We start from the raw sequence: 15,581 nt of genomic DNA on the forward strand, positions 1-15,581 counted from the left end.
TGCCCGAAACCGCTCCCGCCTGCCACGCCCTTGAAGGCTATCGGGCCCGTCGCCACTGTCTACACTGAGGACGCGAGAAAGGATGCATTCACGCACGTCACCAAGGAGAACGTGATGAGCCGCAATACCCTCACCGCCGTCAACCCGGCCACCGATGAGGTCATCGGGCAGCACGAGATGCTCGACGAACAGGGCGTCCGCGACAAGCTGGACGCCACGCGCCGCGGCTACGACGAACTGCGCCGGCTGACGGTCGCCGAGCGCGCCAGGAAGCTCCATGCCGTCGCCGACCTGATCGAGCAGCGCCAGGCCGACATCGGCGAGGTGATCTGCCGGGAGATGGGCAAGAAGTTCTCCGGCGTGATCGCCGAGACGAAAATCTCGGCGGCGATCGTGCGCTTCTACGCCGATCATGCCGAGGAATTCATGGCCCCCAAGCCCAAGCAGGTGCCCGGCGCGCAAAAGGCCGAGGTGGTCCGCGACCCGATGGGCGCGGTGCTCGGCATCATGCCCTGGAACTACCCGCTCTATCAGGTGGTGCGCTTCGCCGCGCCCAACCTCGCCGGCGGCAACGCCTGCCTGCTCAAGCACGCCTCCAATGTCCCCGGCAGCGCCAAGCTGATCACCCAGCTGTTCCACGACGCCGGCTTCGAGGAAGGCACCTTCACCTGGCTGCCGGTCTCGTCCAGCGCGATCGAGGGCATCCTGCGCGACCCGATCGTCTGCGGGGTCACGCTGACCGGCAGCGAGGAAGCCGGCCGCGCCGTGGCCAGGCAGGCTGGTGAGCTGATCAAGCCCAGCGTGCTCGAGCTCGGCGGCATCGACCCGCTGATCGTGCTCGACGACGCCGATGTCGACAAGGCCGTGGAGATTGCCATCAACGGGCGCTTCGACAACACCGGCCAGAGCTGCGCGGCCTCCAAGCGCCTGATCGTGGTCGAGTCGATGGTCGAGCGCTTCACCGAGCGCCTCGTCGACCAGGTCCAGAAGCTGCGCATCGGCAACCCGCTCGACGAGGACACCGACATCGGCCCGATGTCGCGCAAGGACCTGCGCGACGACCTCCACGACCAGGTCAAGCGCGCGGTGCAGCACGGCGCCCAGATCGAGACCGGCGGCCAGGTTCTCGAGCGCTCCGGTGCCTGGTACGCGCCGACCGTGCTGACCAACGTCGCCCCGGGCAACCCGGCCTTCGACGAGGAGCTGTTCGGCCCGGTCGCCGCGGTGATCACCGCCGACAACGTCGAGCACGCCATCGAACTGGCCAACCACAGCCCCTACGGCCTGGGCGGCACCGTGGTCGGCCAGGACCTCGCGCGCGCCGAGGCGGTGGCCCGTCGTCTCGACGTGGGCATGAGCTTCGTCAACCGCCCCACCACGCCCTTCGCCGAGCTGCCCTTCGGCGGCGTCAAGCGCAGCGGCTACGGCCGCGAGCAGAGCGAGTACGGCTTCGGCGAGTTCCTCAACGTGCGCACGGTGTTCGTCGCCGACGCCTGAACGGAGCCACACCGCGCCGTGACGGCGCCCCGAAACAGCGAGGCCCCGCCAGGTGGCGGGGCCTCGGTGCATCGGGCGAACGGGTGTTCAGTCGTGATCCTGCCAGGGGGCCAGCCCCTGCAGGGCATCGCTCAGCGGTTGCAGGTCGTCACAGGACGCCGGGGCGTGCGGCTGGTGGCCGATCTCGAGCACCGGCCGATCGGTGAAGGTGGCGGCGAGCTGCTCGCGCCATGGACGCTGCTCGTCGCGCCAGTTGGCCAGCCAGGTGCTGTCGACGTCTTCCGGCAGGCACTTGTTGACTACCAGCGCACCGACGTGCAGGCCGTGGGACTCGAGCAGCTCGCGGGTACGGGCCGTCTCCAGGGTCGGCAACCGCTCGGGATTGGCGACCAGCACCACCGCCGAGTGCGCGGCGCAGGTCAGGTGCTCGCGGGCCGCGGCCAGGCGCCCGCGACGACGCATCAGCGCCTCCTGGATCGGATCGTCGACCACCTCGCCGTCGCCCAGCCACGCCTTGTAGTCACTGCGCACCTTGCGCCGGCGCTGCATCAGGCCGTCGACCCAGGCGCCCATGATCTCGGGCAGCGCCAGCAGACGCACGGTGTGGCCGCCGGGAGCGGTGTCGAAGATCAGCCGGTCGTAGTCCCGGCCGGTCTCGAGCAGTAGCCCGACCAGGGCATCGAACAGTGCCGCCTCCTCGGTGCCCGGCGCATGACGCGCCAGATCCAGCTGGCGGAACACCGTGGTGCTGCGCTCACCGCTGACCAGCGGGCGGATCGTCTCCTTGACCTGATCGAGATAGCGCTGCGTCTCGCGGTCGGGATCGAGCTCGACCACATCGAGGTCGGGGCGCATGCGCGTCGGGGTGGCCCCCGGCGCCCGACCGAACAGATCGGCCAGATTATGGGCGGGATCGGTGGAGACCAGCAGGGTCTTCTGCCCCGCCGCCGCGCAGTTCAGCGCATAGGCAGTGGCGCAGCTGGTCTTGCCGACCCCGCCCTTGCCGCCGAAGAACAGGCTCTTGGCCATGGGAACTCCTCGTCGGGTGGCAGGGCGGCTAGCAGCAGCGGAAGCTGTCCAGCGGCGAACGCGGAATGCCCTGACGCCGGTGCCACTCGTGGAAACGCTCGAGCATGTAGGGGTAGAGCTCGAGGGTCATGTCGCTGACGGGGTTGGGGATGCCCATCATGTCGCAGAAGCACAGCAGCATGAACAGGTCCTCCTCGTCCTGCAGCTCGCGGGCGATCTCCTGGCGATGCGGCAGGCTCAGCACCGCATCGTAGCCCTGGATGACCCGGCCGATCCGCGCCCGCCAGCCGGCGGGCGCGTTGTCGTCACGATCAGCGCGGCTCATCGCTCAACGCATCCAGACGTTCGCCGGCCCCCTGACGGAAGCTGCGCGACGCCTCCAGCAGGATCCACAGCGTGAAGACCAGGATCAGGCTGCCGAAGCTGAACAGCAGCAGGTTGCGCGGGGCATCCCCGAAGCCGGACCAGGTGAAGATCACCTGCTGCCCCATCGCCCACAGGGTCATGACCAGCAGGAACAGCATCGGTGCCAGGGTGAACACCACCGGCCGGCCCTGGCGCTTGAGCCATACCGACACCAGCATCAGGGTGATGCCCGCCAGCAGCTGATTGCTGGTACCGAACAGCGGCCACAGCAGGTAGCCGCCGGAGCCGAAGCCGTTGGGGCCTTCCGGCAGGATCACCAGCGCCGCGCTGGAGACCACGGCGATGCTGGTCGCCACGTGCTTGCGGGCCAGCACCGGCATGCCGTACTCGGTGCCCAGCTCGGCGATGATGTAGCGCATCAGGCGCACCGCCGTGTCCAGGGTGGTGGCCGCGAAGCTGACCACGATCACCGCCACCAGCGTGGAGCCCATCTGCGGCGGAATGCCCAGGTTGGCCGCCAGCTGGCCGGCGCCCTTGACGAACGAGCCCAGGCCGCTGGAGCCGGCCGCCGCGAAGCTGGAGTAAGTGGCGGTGAAGTCGGCGCCGCTGGCGAACAGCGTGCCCACGGCGATGATCGCCACCATGGCCAGCATGCCCTCGCCGAGCGCGCCGCCGTAGCCGATCAGCCGGGCGTCGGTTTCCTTGTCGAGCTGCTTGGAGGTGGTGCCCGAGCCGACCAGGCCGTGGAAGCCGGAGATCGCCCCGCAGGCGATGGTGATGAACAGCAGCGGATACCAGCTGATGTCGGCCTCGCCGTTGACCGCCGGCGCGGTCATCGCCGGCGCCCCGAACAGCAGGCCCAGGTAGAGCAGCGCCAGGCCGACGACCAGCTGGTGGGAGTTGATGTAGTCACGCGGCTGCAGCAGCTTCCAGACCGGCAGGGTGGAGGCGACATAGACGTAGACCATCAGCACCACGATCCACACCAGGAAGGCCATCGAGGTGCCGTCGAAGCCGCCGACGACCGGCGCGTCCGCACCGCCGAACCAGCTCACCAGGTCGATCTGCAGGGCCGGAACCTCGCTGGCCAGCAGCGCCGCGCCGTACATGACCACCAGCGCCACCACCGAGGGCAGCAGCATCGAGCCCGAATGCCGGTAGACGCGATAGCCGATCCATACCGCCAGCGGGATCTGGATGAACACCGAGAGCACGCTCGACGGGAAGGTGATGAACAGCTTGGCGATGACCCACGCGAAGACCGCGTTGATCATCAGCACCAGGATCAGAATGATGAACAGGAACAGCAGCTTGGCGCGCTGGCCGATGAGCCGGTTGGCCAGGGTGCCGATCGAGTGGCCCTTGTGGCGGCTCGACAGCACGATGGCGCCGAAGTCGTGCACGCCGGCGGCGAAGACCGTGCCCAGCACCACCCAGAGGATGGCCGGCAGCCAGCCCCAGTAGATGGCGATGGCGGGGCCGACGATGGGCGCGGCACCGGCCACCGAGGTGAAGTGGTGGCCCCACAGGATCCACTTGTTGGTGGGCACATAGTCGACGCCGTCGCGGTAGGTGTGCGCGGGCGTCTGGAAGTCGGGGTCGAGGCGATAGATGCGTTCGGCGATGAACTTCGAATAGAATCGAAAGCCCATCACGAAACACACGACGCCGAAAACGGCGATCCAGATTGCGTTCATGACGTGTCCTTGGTGGCTGACAGCGGGAGAGGCGCTGCTCACGACGGGTAACAGCGCACGCCTTCGGCCTGGACCGGCGCGCCGCGTCGCGCACCGGTTACAATCGAAGCAGGCATAACCTGAGAAGGCTAAGCAATTATTCGCCAGCCGTTGACCGGCGTCAAACGAGCCGCGGCCTCGGCCCGGCCGGCAGCCTTCCGGAAACCGCTGCATGCCGGGCTTCGCGCCGACCGGGCCGGGACCGGCATGCGACGAATGTCTAGTCGGCCGCGGATTGTTGCCTTCGCGCCTCGCCGCCTACGATGGAAACGCTTACCGTTTCCACACGACCGCCGCCACCGGCCGCCGCCGCCTCCACGTCCGCCCTTCACCCCGCGGCCGGGCCGACAGCGGGCCCCGGACCGGCGGGTCGCACGCAGCGCCAGCCGGCCGCCGAGGACCCATGATGACTTCCCGCTCCACCCCTCCCGAGATTCTCACCTTCGGCGAGGCGATGACGCTGTTCGTCGCCGAGACGCCCGGCGACCTGGCCGGGGTAGAACGCTTCCGGCGCGGCATCGCCGGCGCCGACACCAACGTCGCCATCGGCCTGGCGCGGCTGGGCTTCCATGTCGGCTGGCTGAGCCGGGTCGGCGACGACAGCTTCGGCACCTGCATCCGCCGCACCCTGGAGGCCGAAGGGCTGGACTGCCGCCACCTGACACGCGATCCCGACCACGCGACCGGCCTGGTGTTCAAGGCGCGTGTCGACGACGGCTCCGATCCGCATGTCGAGTACCTGCGCCGCGGCAGCGCCGCCAGCTTTCTCTCGCTCGCGGACGCGCAGTCGGTGGACTTCACTACCGCCCGCCACCTGCATGCCACCGGCATCCCGCCCGCCCTGTCGGCCTCGGCCCGCGAGCTGGCCTTCCACATGCTCGAGCGGGCCCGCGCCGCCGGCGCCGGTATCTCGTTCGACCCCAACCTGCGACCCGGCCTGTGGGCAAGCGAAGCCGAGATGCGCGATACGCTCAACGCGCTGGCGAGCCGCGCCGACTGGGTGCTGCCCGGCCTCGCCGAAGGGCGGCGGCTGACCGGGCTGGACTCCGCCCACGACATCGCCGGCTTCTACCTCGATCGCGGCGCCCGGGCGGTGATCATCAAGCTGGGCCCCGAGGGCGGCTACTATCGCGATGCCCAGCGGAGCTTTACCGTCGAGGGCTTCCCGGTCGCCGAGGTGGTCGACACCGTGGGCGCCGGGGACGGCTTCGCCGTGGGGGTGGTCAGCGCCCTGCTCGACGGGCTCTCCCCGCGGGCCGCGGTGCGCCGCGGCAACCTGATCGGCGCCCGGGCGGTGCAGGTGCGCGGCGACATGGAAGGCCTGCCCCATCGCGCTCGACTCGCCGAGCTCGAGGGCGAGTTGCCGCCGCTGGTGGACTGAGAGCCCCGCGGCGGCGCCCCATTCACGACGTCTAATGTTGCGTTAAGACACGGCGAGCATGCTAACGGTCGGCGGCAACGCCAACATTCATCACGCAACACAGGACAGCTCTCATGAATATCGACGCAGCCAATCACGCGCTCCTCCAGCAGGCGGCCCAGGCTCAGACGGCATCCCAGCCCCAGCCGGCCGCCAGGCCCGACAACGACGGCGACCAGGACGACGGCGTTCAGCGCAGCCCGCGCCCCCAGGGCTCCCTGGGCCACAACATCGACGTCGAAGCCTGAGACTGGCCTGCCGCCTGCCCGGCAGGCGGCAGGCCACCGGGCCCCGGAACAGCACGGGGGCGACGAACGCGGAACATGCGATACCCTGAAGGGCACGCCGGGGCGCCGCCAGGCAGCCACACTGCCGACGCAGGCGTGAACGCCCTTCCCGACCCCCAGGCCCGGAGCCACCATGAAGAAACGCATCACCGCCTTTCGCCGTCTCAAGCAGCATCACCTGGAACAGCTCAGCGAGCACTTCCATGTCGACTACTTTCCCGAACTCGACTCGCCCGACGACCCGGCCTTCCGCGAGGCCCTGCGCGAGGCCCACGGGCTGGTCGGCGCCGGCCTGCCGATCACCCCGGCGCTGCTCGACGAGGCCCCGCACCTGGAAGCCATCGCCAGCATCTCGGTGGGCGTCGACAACTACCCGATCGACGAGCTGACCCGCCGCGACATCCTGCTGTGCAACACCCCGGACGTGCTCACCGAGACCACCGCCGACACCGGCTTCGCGCTGATCATGGCCACCGCCCGGCGGGTCGTGGAGCTGGCCGACTTCGTCAAGCGCGGCGACTGGCAGGCGAGCATCGGCGAGGCGCAGTTCGGCAGCGACGTGCACGGCAAGACCCTGGGCATGGTCGGCCTGGGACGCATCGGCGCCGCCGTGGCGCGGCGCGGCGCCCTGGGCTTCGGCATGCCGGTGCTCTACTCCAACGCCTCGCCCAAGCCCGAGCTGGAGCGCGAACTCGGCGCGCGACGCCGCGAGCTCGACGAACTGCTCGCCGAGGCCGACTTCGTCTGTGTCACCGTGCCGCTGACCGCCGAGACCACCCGGCTGTTCGGCGCCGCGCAGTTCGCGCGCATGAAGCCGAGCGCGATCTTCATCAACATCGCCCGCGGCAAGGTGGTCGACGAACCGGCCCTGGTCGCCGCCCTCGAGGCCGGCGAGATTCGCGCCGCGGGCCTGGACGTCTTCGCGCAGGAACCGCTGCCGGGCGACTCGCCGCTGCCGCGCATGGCCAACGTGGTCGCGCTGCCGCACATCGGCTCGGCGACCGTCGAGACCCGCGATGCCATGGCCCAGCGGGCGGTCGACAACATCGCCCGGGCGCTGCGTGGCGAGCGACCGATCAGCCTGGTCAACGCGGCCGCCTGGGACGCTCGGCATGACTGACATCATCCTTTCGGCCGACCTTGCTCTGGACAGCCTGCGCTATACTCGACATCGCGACGCATTGCCGTGGCCATGACAATAACGTCCCGGAGACCTCCTCACGTGGACCCACAGCGGGGAACCCCTCATGCGCTCTTGCGGGCTGCCGGCCGATACCGCGCGCCCCGGTGAGTACGCTCGCCGCCTGGCGGCGCTCTGGCGCGCCCAGGGCGACGTCGACTACCGCCGGGCCAAGGCGCGCGACTACACGCGGTTCACGGTGGGCTCGCTGGGCCTCACCGCGGTCTTCGTGCTGTGCACGATCGGCTGGGACTTCGCCCTCGACGCCGACCACGCCGGCGACGCCATCGGCCACCGGCTGACCGAGGCCGGCGCGGTCCTGCTCTGGGCGCTGGCCACGCACCACGGCCTGCATAGCGGACGATCGCGCGTCGCCACCCTGGCGGTACCGCTGTTCGTCGAGGCCAGCTTCCTGGACGTCCTCAGCCTGTTCGAGCACGGCCGAGCCTACGGCATGGGCGGCTTCCTGTACTTCTTCATCTTCGTGCCCTTCCTGCTGCTCGGCCAGTCGCTGCGCCTGTCGATCCTGGTGCTCTCGGCGATCACGCTGTTCCCCCTGCCGGTCGCCTGGCTGGGCGGCTACGATGACTTCGATCGCCGGGTCTACCTGGCCTACATGCTGGTCAGCCTGGCGCCCGTGCTGGCGTTGCGCGGCTTCGTCGAGTACCTCTACTGGCAACTGTATCGCTACCGCTGCCGCATGGAACACCAGGCCGTCACCGACGCGCTCTCCGGCCTGGCCAACCGTCGCCACTTCCTACACGAGGGCCTGCGACGCCTGAGGCGCCACCGCCGCCACGGGCAGCCGGTGAGCCTGCTGTTCATCGACATCGACCACTTCAAGCGGATCAACGACACCTTCGGTCATCGCGCCGGCGACACGGCCATCGCCCGGGTGGCCGAACGGCTGCAGCAGTGTCGCCGACCCGGCGACCTGCTGGCCCGCTACGGCGGCGAGGAGTTCGTGCTCCTGCTGCCGGGCACTGCGTCCACCCAGGCGAGCCAGGTTGCCGAACACATCCGCGCGACGATCGCCGCCACGCCCCTGCGACTGCCCGACGCGACGATCCCGCCGCTGAACCTGACCGCCAGCATCGGGGTCGCCGGCTACCGGGCGACGGAAAGCCGGGCCGTCGACATCGACCGCCTGATCCACGACGCCGATCTCGCGGCCTATAACGCCAAGCGCCAGGGCCGCAACCGGGTCGTCATGCACGCCGACGACACGCCTGGCGAGATGCCGCACGACGACCCCGCGCGCTGCGACGGGGCGTCGGCGGCCCGCGGGGCGACAAATGCGTCACGATGAGCTAGAGTATTAAGAAACAGCGTTCTTTAAGTCCGCAACCTCATGCTCAACCGCGCGCCGTCCCTGCCGATAATGGAGACAAGAGCCCCACGCCAGGGCTGGCCGCAAGAGACACGACCCATGCACCAACCCCTCTGTCTGCTGTTTGACTGCGATGGCACCCTGGTGGACAGCGAGCCGCTCCTCGCGGAAGTCATGGCCGATGCGCTCAACCGTGCCGGCCTGCCCTTCGTTGCCCGGCAATACATGGAGGAGTTCCGCGGCGTCCGCTTCATGACCATCGTCGCCGAGCTGGAACGCCGCCACGGCACCCTCGACCCCGGCGTCCGCGCCGCCACCGAGGCCGAGATGCGCGCCACCCTGGCCCGGCGCATGGCCAGCGAACTCCAGCCCATCCCCCACGTCCGCGAAACCCTCGAGCGGCTGGCGCACCATCCGCGCTGCGTGGCCTCCAACGGGCCCGAGCACAAGATCCGCAACGCCCTCGACAGTACCCGGCTGCGCCCGCACTTCGGCGACCGGCTCTACAGCGGCTACACCCTGAACTGCTGGAAGCCCGATCCGGGCCTGTTCCGTCACGCCGCCCTGGGCATGGGCCACGAGCCGTCGCGCTGCGTGGTCATCGATGATGCCGCCGTGGGGGTCGCCGCCGGCCTGGGCGCCGGGATGCACGTCATCCACATCAACCGCTTCCCCGAGACCGAAGTCACCCCGCCGGGGGCGATCGCCATGCACGACATGCGCGAGCTTCCCGGCCTGCTCGCCGGTCTGGCCGCGCACCTCGAGCCGCCGGCGGCCCTGGCCCGGTAGCCGTTGCCTGCCGGCGCGGCGATCGCCGCGTCGGCGCTCCTGCGCTATCATCGAGACTCATCCATCGCCGCCAACAGGAGCCGCCGCATGGCCTCCCTCCAGGACCAGCTGCGCGGTCTCGTCTACTCCACCGAGCATGGCGAGACCTGCCCCGACTGCCGACAGCCCATCGCCGAGTGCCGCTGTGCCGATGACGCCGAGGCCGCGCGTCTCGCCACCCTCGACGGCATCGTGCGCATCCGCCGCGAGACCAGCGGTCGCAAGGGCAAGGGCGTGACCACCGTGAGCGGGGTGCCGCTGGTCCAGGACGAGCTCAAGGCCCTGGCCAAGTCGCTCAAGAAGCGCTGCGGCACCGGCGGCGCGGTCAAGGACGGCGTGATCGAGATCCAGGGCGATCATCGCCAGAGCCTCAAGGCCGAGCTCGAGTCACGGGGCTACACCGTCAAGCTGGCCGGCGGCTGAGTGCCGTCACGCCCCGCCTTCCGTCCCCTCTTCCCGGGAGAGATGCCCATGCCCCGCTCGTTCGGTTCGCGATTCCGCCTGCTCGCCGCCGGCGCCGTGCTGCTCACCCTCGCCGCCTGCGCCCTGACACCGCGTTTCGCCAACCTCGAGGCCCGCATCGTCAGCGACCGGCCCCTGGCGCTGCCGCGCAACGCCGAGCTCACGGTCACCCTGCGCACGACCGATGCCAAGGCCGGCACGGTGGCCGAGGCCACCTACACGCGGCTCGGCAGCGGGCCGATCCCGGTGGTGCTGCGCTACGACGACAACGCCATCGAGGGCGGGCAGCGCTACGTGCTGAGCGCGGCGATCCGCGCCGACGGCCGGCTGCTCTACACCTCGCCCAGGCCGGTACCGGTGCTGACCGGCGAGGCCGCCACTCCGGGCCCCGTCGAGGTGCCGGTGAAGCCCGTCTCCCGGCCCTGAGGCGTCACTGCGCGGCGAGCAGCGACGTCAGGACGTCATCCACTGGGGCATCGACCTTCAGGGCGTAGAGCGCATCGGCCCGGGTGCGGCCGCGGTTGACGCAGGCGATCGGCTGCCCGGCCCGGGCGGCCTGACGCGCGAAGCGATACCCGGATTGCACCATCAGCGAGGAACCGACCACCAGCAGGGCGTCGGCGGCTTCAAGGGCGGCGAAGGCCGCCGCGACCCGCTCGCGGGGCACGCTGTCGCCGAAGAACACCACGTCGGGCTTCCAGATGCCGTCGCCGCAGCGCGGGCAGGCCGGCACCCGGAAGGTCGAGAAGTCGAGCCCGTCCAGGTCGGCGTCGCCGTCCGGCCCCACCGCGGCCTCCAGCGACAGCCAGCGCGGATTGGCCCCGGCCAGCTCGGCATGCAGGTCATGGCGCATGCGCCGCGCGCCGCATCCCATGCAGCGCACGATCTCGGCCCGGCCGTGCAGGTCGATGACCCGCCGCGACCCGGCGCGCTGGTGCAGGCCGTCGACGTTCTGGGTGACCAGCGCGGTGACCCGGCCGCGCGCCTCGAGCGCGGCCAGCGCCCGGTGCGCCGGCCCCGGGCGCGCCTGCTGGATGGCCCGAAAGCCGATCAGGCTGCGCGCCCAGTAGCGCCGGCGAGTCGCCGCGCTGGCCATGAACGCCTGGTGGCGGACCGGCGGCGAACGCTTCCAGGCACCGCTGGCGTCGCGGTAGTCGGGGATGCCGCAGCCGGTGCTCACCCCGGCCCCGGTCAGCACCATCAACCGGGGGTGGCGCTCGATGAAGGCACGCAGGGCCGCCGATGGCGCGGCCGGCGCAAGAGAGGCGCCCTCACGGGGCGCGAAAGCATGATCTGGCAAGGGCATACGACGAGTGGCGACTGGCGAGTCGGGCATTTTTGGGTCAAGGTAAAAACGTCTCACACACCGATGGCAAGTACCAGTGCCGCGAACGGATGTCACCGATGCTCCCCATCACCGCGTCCTCCCGCCACCCCCGTCAGGCGCTTGCCCGACGCCTCTACCCGGCCCGGATCGTCGGCCTGGCGCTGGGCATGCTCGCCGTGGCCGCCGCCTGGCGGGCGGTGCCGCCGGCGTGGCCGTGGTGGATGCTGCTGGCACTCAACGGCCTGGGCTGGCCGCATCTGGCCCGCTACCTGGCCACCCGGGTGCGCGATCCGCATCGCACCGAACGTCACTGCCTGCTGATCGACGGCCTGCTGACCGGCTTCTGGGTCGCCGCCGTCGACTTCGCGCCGATCCCCGGCGCGGTGCTGATCGCGCTCTACAACCTCGGCACCATCGCCGTCGGCGGCCCCCGCCTGCTGGCCGCCGGCTCCCTGGCCTGGCTGGCCGGCGGCGGCGTGGGCGCCCTGATCTGGCCGACACTCGACTGGCAGCTGCTGCCCACGCCGCTCGCCCTGCTGGGCGCCCTGCCGCTGCTGCTGCTCTATCCGTTGATGATCGGCTGGCGCAGCTACCGTCAGGCCTGTCAGCTGGTCGAGCAGAAGCGCCGCGAAACCCGCCAGCGGCGCACCGACGCCCTCACCGGCCTCTACAACCGTGCCCACTGGGAGCGGGTGATCGAGAGCCATTTCGATACCGGCCGGCCCCCCCTGTGCCTGGCGCTGCTGGAGATCGACCACTTCCAGCGCATCAACGACACCTTCGGTCACGCCATGGGCGACCAGGTCCTGCGTCGCACGGCGCGCTTCCTGCAGGAGACGCTGGGCGAGGAGGCCCTGCTGGCCCGCCACGGCGCCACGACCTTCGGCCTGCTGCTGGACGAGACGCCCCTGGACCGGGCGCTCACGCAGCTCGACGGGCTGCGCGAGGCCTTCCTCAAGCCCGAGGCCCAGGGCGAGAGCCTGCTGCCCTGCACGCTCAGCATCGGCCTGGCCGAATGCCACACCACCCTGAACCGGCCGGGCGAATGGATGCAGCAGGCCGAGCTGGCGCTGGACAGCGCCCGGGTGCAGGGGCGCAACCGGGTGGTGGCCTACAGCGGAACCGCACGTTCCGCCTAGCGGCGCATGGTCGGCCACGCCGGGCTTGGCTAGAATGGGCCCTCGTCTTTCCGGGTGGCAAGGATGGCTGAGATGCCCTGGCTGGAATACCTGATTCCGTTGATCTTCCTCGCGCCGCTGGGCGCCACCGCGGCCATCGTCCTGGCCCTGCGCAACCTGCACGACGCGCGCATCCGCTCGCCGATCGACGCGCATCCCCTGCGCGAACCGGGCCAGGCGCTGCGCGATCGCCTCGACCACGCCTTCACCGGGCTGTTCCTCAACGGGGCACTGGGGCCGATCGTGATTCTCGCCCCGCTGACCTACGGCATGGGGCGGATGATCGTCACCGACGCCTCGATCTGGCTGGAGTGGGCCGTCTACGGCCTGATCTGCTCGGCCCTGGTCCTGCTGTTCTGCCTGCTGCTGATCCGCGACTTCCAGCGCATCCGCCGCCTCAAGCTGGGCCTGGCCTGCGAGCTGGCGGTGGGCCAGGAGCTGGAGCACCTGATTCGCCCCGAGGACCACCCCTACTTCGTCTTCCACGACATTCCCAGCGAGACCTTCACCATCGACCACGTGGCGCTGACCCCCCATGGCGTCTTCGTCATCGAGACCCGGGCCCGCACCTTTCCGCTGGACGCCAGCGGCCAACCGCAGCGTGACGTGGCGGTGGAGAGCCAGCGCCTGCGCTTTCCCGGCTGGAGCGAGCGCCAGCCGCTGCGCAAGACGCGCCAGGCGGCGGAGTGGATGCGCCACTGGCTGGCACGGGAGTGCAACGCCGACGTGCCGGTACGCGGCATGCTGGTGCTGCCGGGCTGGCGTATCGACCTCGAACAGGCGCCAGCGGGGGTGGATGTGGTCAACGGCGAGAACCTGACCCGGCGGCTGATCGACACGCCGCTGGGGCCGCTCGACCCGGCCACCCATGACCGCGTCGCCCAGGCCCTGCGCCGGCGTGGCGCCCTGCTCGACGACCGCCGCCGCGAGACCCCCTCGATCTGATCAGTCCCGGACCGCCGTCACCCGTACCCGCGACGCACAGCGTCCCCGGCGCAACGCCACCAGGCTGCCCGCCGCGGGGAAACCGTCCAGTGCCGCCGCCCGGATGCCGATGCGCACCTCGGTCAGCCGCCGGTTGCCGCGACCGGCGCAGACCAGCTGCAACGCCCGGCCCCTTCCCTCGCCGAAGGCCGCCTCGAAGGCCGCGATCAGGTCATTGCGCGCCACGACACCGCCCTGGTGGATCACCACGAAGTCGGCGAAGGCGCTGGCGTTGACCGCCGCCAGCAGGTCGAGTGCCGTGGCGAAGTAGTCGGTCGGGGCGATCGCCAGGCAGGCGGCGTGCTTGGCGTATTCGTGGCGATCGAGACAGCTCGCCCGCCCCGGCATCGCCCGGTCGAGCCGCGCGGCAAGCGACGCGGGCAGCTCGAAGGGCGCATGCGCCCGACAGAAGCCGCCGTCGGGCCGTGGCGACTCGCCGAAGCAGCCCTCGGCCCGCCACTGCCGGCGGCTCACGCCGGCCTCGGCGACCCGCTCCGGACGCGACGGCCACAGCCCGTGCAGCACGAAGCCCTCGCCGGCGGCCTCGCGCAGGCGTGGCTCGCGGCACTCCCGGGGCGGCGAACGCCGGCTCGCGCAGAACCCCGGATGCCAGGTCAGCGCCAGGGTGTAGTGATCGAACGCGTCGGCAGACGCCGAAGGCGGAGCGTCAGGCTGCGCCCCGGCCACGCCGATGGCCAGCAGCCCGGCCAGCAGCAGGCCGAGCCGGGCCGTCCACCGGCCCCGGGCGTTCAGTGGCAATGCCCGCCGCCCTGGCGGCGGCCCCAGAAGAACGCCGCCAGTGCCACGGGCAGCAGCACCACGTTGAGCAGCGTCACGTAGTTCCAGCCGAAGACGTCGCGGCCCAGGCTGACCTGACGCTCGCCCTCGGGCAGCCAGCCCAGGAGGGCGAAGCCGTAGTCCAGGCACAGTGCGGTGACGATCGCGCCCAGGAAGAACACCAGCGCCATCCAGCCGGCGGCCTTCCAGCCGTAGTAGCGCCGATAGACCGAGAGCATCGGCAGGGTGATCAGGTCGGAGAGGATGAAGGCGATCACTCCGCCGAAGGAAATGCCGCCCTTCCACAGCACCGCGGCCAGCACGATGTTGCCCACCGAGCAGACGAAGGCCAGCACGGCGATGATACTGCCGGCCACGGCGTTCCACAGCAGGACCCCGAAGCCGGGATTGTCGCCCTCGGTGAGGAACACCGAGCGCCAGACCTCGTTGGGCACGAGCACCGACAGCACCGCCGCCACGGTCACGCCGATCAGGATGTCCTTGCCGACCATCGTCACATCCATGTGGAAGTGCGAGGCGGCGGTCCGCAGCTTGGCGAGGAAGGCACTCTCGCCGTGGCCGGAATGGCCGCCGTGGTCGTGGTCGTGGTCGTGGTCGTGGTCGTGGTCGTGGTCATGACCGCCATGATCGTGATGGTGCTCGTGTCCGCCACCGCCGGCATCGTGGCCGGCGTTCTCGCGGGCGGCGGTGATCACCGAGTCGGGCACCAGCAGCCGCACCAGCACCGCCATCACCACGATGAAGATCAGCCCGCCGACCAGCTCGCCGAGCACGAAGGCCAGGCCCAGCAGCGAGAACAGCACGATCAGGATCTCGAACACCAGGTTGGTGCTGGCGACCATGAAGGCCATGGCGTTGGCCCACGCCGCGCCCTTCATGATCAGCGTGCGTGCCATGCTGGCGGCTGCGTAGGAGCAGCTCGACGACAACGCCCCCACCCCGGTGGCTAGCGACAGCGAGCGGGGCGTGGCCCGGCCCAGCTTGTCGCCCACCAGCTCGGCGGGAATCCAGGCACGGATCACCCCCGAGAGCAGAAAGCCCAGCGCCAGGCCCCAGAAGATTTCCCAGACCATGCCGGCCCAGGACGCGACGAGTTCCTCGAGCATATCGCCTCCGTGTGATGTCTCATGACTCCGACCCAGCATAAACCCTTGTGCTA

The 15,581-nt window shown here is 70.4% G+C and carries 16 protein-coding genes; 10 read left to right on the forward strand and 6 right to left on the reverse strand.

The annotated features are described in order from the left end of the window. Window positions 1-114 precede the first annotated feature (114 nt). Window positions 115-1,497, forward strand: a complete 1,383-nt coding sequence (locus tag ACTCB7_RS01140; RefSeq protein WP_163648215.1) for an NAD-dependent succinate-semialdehyde dehydrogenase — start codon at window positions 115-117, stop codon at window positions 1,495-1,497. Between the two features lie 87 nt (window positions 1,498-1,584). On the opposite strand, the gene ACTCB7_RS01145 is transcribed toward ACTCB7_RS01140, so the two are convergent. Genes ACTCB7_RS01145 through ACTCB7_RS01155 form a run of 3 tightly spaced genes read right to left on the reverse strand, consistent with a single transcriptional unit; the run spans window position 1,585 to window position 4,589 of the window. After that, entirely contained in the window at window positions 1,585-2,526 is a 942-nt protein-coding gene (locus tag ACTCB7_RS01145; RefSeq protein ID WP_163648214.1) for an ArsA family ATPase, read from the reverse strand. Window positions 2,527-2,554: 28 nt separating this feature from the next. Next, window positions 2,555-2,851, reverse strand: coding sequence for a cory-CC-star protein (locus tag ACTCB7_RS01150; protein ID WP_051907307.1), 297 nt, complete (start codon window positions 2,849-2,851; stop codon window positions 2,555-2,557). Next, window positions 2,838-4,589: a carbon starvation CstA family protein gene (locus ACTCB7_RS01155; RefSeq protein ID WP_163648213.1), complete on the reverse strand. Its 1,752-nt coding sequence runs from the start codon at window positions 4,587-4,589 to the stop codon at window positions 2,838-2,840. Before ACTCB7_RS01155 ends, ACTCB7_RS01150 begins: the two co-directional genes overlap by 14 nt. A gap of 442 nt (window positions 4,590-5,031) precedes the next feature. On the opposite strand from ACTCB7_RS01155, the gene ACTCB7_RS01160 reads away from it, so the two are divergent. The 7 genes from ACTCB7_RS01160 to ACTCB7_RS01190 all read left to right on the forward strand — a co-directional run bounded on the left by ACTCB7_RS01160 (window position 5,032) and on the right by ACTCB7_RS01190 (window position 10,561). Next, on the forward strand, window positions 5,032-6,009 hold the full coding sequence (locus ACTCB7_RS01160; protein WP_163648212.1) for a sugar kinase: 978 nt from the start codon (window positions 5,032-5,034) through the stop codon (window positions 6,007-6,009). Between the two features lie 113 nt (window positions 6,010-6,122). Then, a complete protein-coding gene (locus tag ACTCB7_RS01165) occupies window positions 6,123-6,296 on the forward strand; it encodes a hypothetical protein (RefSeq protein WP_224415838.1) in 174 nt (57 codons plus the stop codon). Window positions 6,297-6,468: 172 nt separating this feature from the next. Continuing rightward, window positions 6,469-7,455, forward strand: a complete 987-nt coding sequence (locus ACTCB7_RS01170; RefSeq protein WP_163648210.1) for a 2-hydroxyacid dehydrogenase — start codon at window positions 6,469-6,471, stop codon at window positions 7,453-7,455. 127 nt (window positions 7,456-7,582) lie between these two features. Next, on the forward strand, window positions 7,583-8,824 hold the full coding sequence (locus ACTCB7_RS01175) for a GGDEF domain-containing protein (protein WP_224415839.1): 1,242 nt from the start codon (window positions 7,583-7,585) through the stop codon (window positions 8,822-8,824). A 120-nt stretch (window positions 8,825-8,944) separates the two neighbouring features. Continuing rightward, complete coding sequence (locus ACTCB7_RS01180) at window positions 8,945-9,634, forward strand: HAD-IA family hydrolase (protein ID WP_163648208.1); 690 nt, start codon at window positions 8,945-8,947, stop codon at window positions 9,632-9,634. Window positions 9,635-9,721: 87 nt separating this feature from the next. Continuing rightward, window positions 9,722-10,096, forward strand: coding sequence for a translation initiation factor Sui1 (locus ACTCB7_RS01185; protein ID WP_163648207.1), 375 nt, complete (start codon window positions 9,722-9,724; stop codon window positions 10,094-10,096). A 48-nt stretch (window positions 10,097-10,144) separates the two neighbouring features. Continuing rightward, window positions 10,145-10,561, forward strand: coding sequence for a YbaY family lipoprotein (locus ACTCB7_RS01190; protein ID WP_224415840.1), 417 nt, complete (start codon window positions 10,145-10,147; stop codon window positions 10,559-10,561). 4 nt (window positions 10,562-10,565) lie between these two features. On the opposite strand, the gene ACTCB7_RS01195 is transcribed toward ACTCB7_RS01190, so the two are convergent. Then, window positions 10,566-11,435 carry an NAD-dependent protein deacetylase gene (locus ACTCB7_RS01195; RefSeq protein ID WP_224415841.1) on the reverse strand — a complete coding sequence of 290 codons (870 nt, stop codon included), beginning with the start codon at window positions 11,433-11,435 and terminating at the stop codon, window positions 10,566-10,568. A 104-nt stretch (window positions 11,436-11,539) separates the two neighbouring features. Between ACTCB7_RS01195 and ACTCB7_RS01200 the strand changes: the two genes are divergently transcribed. Then, window positions 11,540-12,601, forward strand: coding sequence for a diguanylate cyclase (locus ACTCB7_RS01200; RefSeq protein ID WP_463005255.1), 1,062 nt, complete (start codon window positions 11,540-11,542; stop codon window positions 12,599-12,601). A 72-nt stretch (window positions 12,602-12,673) separates the two neighbouring features. Then, a complete protein-coding gene (locus tag ACTCB7_RS01205; protein ID WP_163648202.1) occupies window positions 12,674-13,585 on the forward strand; it encodes a nuclease-related domain-containing protein in 912 nt (303 codons plus the stop codon). On the opposite strand, the gene ACTCB7_RS01210 is transcribed toward ACTCB7_RS01205, so the two are convergent. Both ACTCB7_RS01210 and ACTCB7_RS01215 read right to left on the reverse strand, forming a co-directional pair. Next, on the reverse strand, window positions 13,586-14,383 hold the full coding sequence (locus ACTCB7_RS01210; RefSeq protein WP_224415842.1) for a ribonuclease T2 family protein: 798 nt from the start codon (window positions 14,381-14,383) through the stop codon (window positions 13,586-13,588). Beyond that, window positions 14,374-15,528, reverse strand: a complete 1,155-nt coding sequence (locus ACTCB7_RS01215; protein ID WP_463005256.1) for a permease — start codon at window positions 15,526-15,528, stop codon at window positions 14,374-14,376. Before ACTCB7_RS01215 ends, ACTCB7_RS01210 begins: the two co-directional genes overlap by 10 nt. Between the last annotated feature and the right edge of the window lie 53 nt (window positions 15,529-15,581).

The organism is Modicisalibacter sp. (assembly GCF_055145905.1).

Coding starts and splice junctions, on each gene's coding strand:
- ACTCB7_RS01205 (WP_163648202.1), top strand. CDS start 12,674: ATGCCCTGGCTGGAATACCTGATTCCGTTGATCTTCCTCGCGCCGCTG.
- ACTCB7_RS01190 (WP_224415840.1), top strand. CDS start 10,145: ATGCCCCGCTCGTTCGGTTCGCGATTCCGCCTGCTCGCCGCCGGCGCC.
- ACTCB7_RS01175 (WP_224415839.1), top strand. CDS start 7,583: ATGCGCTCTTGCGGGCTGCCGGCCGATACCGCGCGCCCCGGTGAGTAC.
- ACTCB7_RS01165 (WP_224415838.1), top strand. CDS start 6,123: ATGAATATCGACGCAGCCAATCACGCGCTCCTCCAGCAGGCGGCCCAG.
- ACTCB7_RS01160 (WP_163648212.1), top strand. CDS start 5,032: ATGATGACTTCCCGCTCCACCCCTCCCGAGATTCTCACCTTCGGCGAG.
- ACTCB7_RS01145 (WP_163648214.1), bottom strand. CDS start 2,526: ATGGCCAAGAGCCTGTTCTTCGGCGGCAAGGGCGGGGTCGGCAAGACC.
- ACTCB7_RS01200 (WP_463005255.1), top strand. CDS start 11,540: ATGCTCCCCATCACCGCGTCCTCCCGCCACCCCCGTCAGGCGCTTGCC.
- ACTCB7_RS01180 (WP_163648208.1), top strand. CDS start 8,945: ATGCACCAACCCCTCTGTCTGCTGTTTGACTGCGATGGCACCCTGGTG.
- ACTCB7_RS01155 (WP_163648213.1), bottom strand. CDS start 4,589: ATGAACGCAATCTGGATCGCCGTTTTCGGCGTCGTGTGTTTCGTGATG.
- ACTCB7_RS01150 (WP_051907307.1), bottom strand. CDS start 2,851: ATGAGCCGCGCTGATCGTGACGACAACGCGCCCGCCGGCTGGCGGGCG.
- ACTCB7_RS01185 (WP_163648207.1), top strand. CDS start 9,722: ATGGCCTCCCTCCAGGACCAGCTGCGCGGTCTCGTCTACTCCACCGAG.
- ACTCB7_RS01170 (WP_163648210.1), top strand. CDS start 6,469: ATGAAGAAACGCATCACCGCCTTTCGCCGTCTCAAGCAGCATCACCTG.
- ACTCB7_RS01215 (WP_463005256.1), bottom strand. CDS start 15,528: ATGCTCGAGGAACTCGTCGCGTCCTGGGCCGGCATGGTCTGGGAAATC.
- ACTCB7_RS01140 (WP_163648215.1), top strand. CDS start 115: ATGAGCCGCAATACCCTCACCGCCGTCAACCCGGCCACCGATGAGGTC.